Source organism: Tunicatimonas sp. (assembly GCF_049647865.1).
Taxonomy (GTDB): Bacteria; Bacteroidota; Bacteroidia; order Cytophagales; family Cyclobacteriaceae; genus Tunicatimonas.
In genome coordinates this window covers 1-1703 of sequence record NZ_JBARYM010000766.1, presented here as the reverse complement: position 1 = coordinate 1703, position 1703 = coordinate 1, and the positions used below count along the sequence as shown (strand labels likewise).

Below are 1703 nucleotides of genomic sequence, written 5' to 3'. Positions count from 1 at the left end.
GCTTGATAAGGAAACGTAGAAGCCCCCCCGACAGTAGGATCAAGTAAGCCACTCGCTGCTAAAACATTATCCCGCACCATTTCAGCCGAGCGACGGTAACGAGGGGATCGAGCCAGCAATACATTATCCGGGTCAACTTCTTGTAATTCGGGACGAACTTTAGAGGATTGTCGGTAGGTAGCCGACAGTACCATCTGGCGAATTAGTCGTTTTACATCCCAACCATTTTGCTGAAAATCAACCGCTAACCAATCCAGCAATTTGGGGTGAGACGGCAGTGCGCCCTGATTGCCGAAGTCTTCTACCGTTTCCACTAAGCCCCGCCCGAACATTAAGTACCACATCTGGTTTACTGCTACTCGGGCCGTTAAGGGGTGATCTTCGTGAATAAGCCATTTCCCTAGTCCTAATCGGTTGCGGGGTAATTCTTCCGGCCAAGCCAACAGCGAATTAGGCACATCTTGTTCAACCCGCTCACCGTGAGCATCGTACACTCCGCGTTCTAAAATATAGGTGGGGCGTTTTTCTTCCCAGTCACCCATCACCATTACTTCCTGAACGGTATCGATGGTCGCCACTTCTTGCAAACGAATGTCCCGTAACTCAGCGCGCTTAGCTTGCAGTTGAGTATCAATAAACAGGTCGTAAAAGCGGTCTACCTCTTTCGCTTCGCCAGCAAGTGCAGTATTGAAGGCATCTTTACCCTGTTCAGCATTGTAAAGATACTGAGCTACCAACTCATCTGCCTCCCGGTTCAGGATGCGAACCTCGTCTAGCATTCCTCCGGTAAAATCCTGATCGTAGTGACGGTTGCCAATAATTAATCCTTGGTAGGGCATGTATACGGTTGCTCGGGTATCCAGATACGGTTTGGTAGAGCGATAGAGGTAATTACGTTCAATCTCCGGGTCAATTTCTTCTCCGTTACGATACAGACGCATACCTTCGGCCTGACTAGAGCCATCGTAGGTCCAGACATAGTGTATCCATTCGTCAAGTTGTAAGGCTTCGGGATCGCGAATATCGAGTGACTGATAGGGGTGGGCGTGATTTAGGCGGAAGTGCGTATGGGAACTGTCTAGCATAATGTCCCAACCTCGGTAGCCCTGTATTCGGTTATTACCATTATACATTACGTGCGCCTCCGCAAACTCTTCCGGAATATTAATCCAGAAGCTCACCGTAAACGGATCAGTCCGTTCAAAAATGGAGGGGTTGCCGTCGGCCACATATTGCCCCGAGGCATTACTGCGAACGGCTTTTCCCTTTACTCCTTCGGCCGAAGTAATGTCACCACTGTAACTAGGGGCAGCATTTCCCTTTACCATATCCCGATCTTTTCCATCGGCCATTTGATCGAAGGTTAGGTGGGTAACGGTGGTTTTCCGGACAGCCTGCTCTAAGGCGGTGGCGTTAGTTTGTTGGGATTGCCACTGCTGCACCGCTTCGGCATTCTGTAGAGAGAGTTTGTTCAGCCCCGTTTGCTGTTGGTCAAGATGATCTAGCAAGTACTCCCGAATCTCTTTTGTTTCAGCATCGGCTAACGCCAGTACTGGCCCAGCATTCATTGATAGCTTATTAGAAACCATTTGCCCGTTTTCTATGGCATTATAGGCAAAAATTCCGTCGCCCCGCTCTACGGTAGAGTTGAAAAAACTAAAGAATTGAAAGTATTCTTTTTGCGAGATAGGATCGTACTTATG

The 1703-nt window shown here is 48.7% G+C and carries 1 protein-coding gene; it reads right to left on the bottom strand.

Going from position 1 to position 1703, the window contains the following annotated elements; genetic code table 11:
- Positions 1 to 1703 (bottom strand): DUF1553 domain-containing protein (locus tag WBA23_RS22335; protein ID WP_424584495.1); only part of this gene is annotated, 1703 nt, incomplete at both ends.